Source organism: Mycobacterium sp. E2733 (assembly GCF_001667585.1).
Taxonomy (GTDB): Bacteria; Actinomycetota; Actinomycetes; order Mycobacteriales; family Mycobacteriaceae; genus Mycobacterium.
This window is the reverse complement of the sequence record NZ_LZJZ01000118.1, coordinates 1-581: the sequence shown is the minus strand read 5'-3', so window position 1 is coordinate 581 and position 581 is coordinate 1. Positions and strand designations below refer to the sequence as shown.

Here is a 581-nt window from a genome sequence, read left to right as displayed (position 1 = left end):
ATAGCCCTGAGGGCGTGGAGGAGTGAGATGCTGACCGACCCGAAGACCGGCGAAGCGGAGATCACCGACGAGTTCGATCGCCGGGACCAGATTCTGGAGGCGGCGAACGAATGCTTCACACAGCTCGGGATCCAGCGCACGAGCGTTCAGGACGTGGCGCGGATGGCGAACGTTTCCCGGGGCACGGTGTACCGCTACTTCGAGGACCGCAATGTGCTCATCGACGCCGCCATCGAGTTCGGGGCGCAGCGGTTCTATCGTGACGTGGCGACCGCAATGGCTAAGAAAAGTACGCTGGCCGAGCAGGTTGGCGCGATGGCCGAAACACACGCGAGGATCTTGCTCGACCACCGAACTCGCAACCGTTTGATGGCCGATGACGCTGAGCTGATGCGGCACATGATCTCTGACGGGGATACGGCGGTCCGGCGGACGACCAAATTTCTCGAACCCTACGTACGTGACGCGCGTGACCGCGGAGAGGTTGGTGCCGGGGTCGACGTGACGGCCGCCAGCGAATGGCTCGCCCGCATCATCTGGTCGTTCTCTACCGTCAACGAGGCACAGACATTCGACATGTC

1 protein-coding gene is annotated in these 581 nt (G+C 62.5%); it reads left to right on the top strand.

Going from position 1 to position 581, the window contains the following annotated elements; all coding sequences use genetic code 11:
• Positions 1-27: 27 nt before the first annotated feature.
• Positions 28-581: TetR/AcrR family transcriptional regulator (locus A5678_RS21595; RefSeq protein WP_068046531.1), on the top strand; the 554-nt coding region annotated here is incomplete at its 3' end.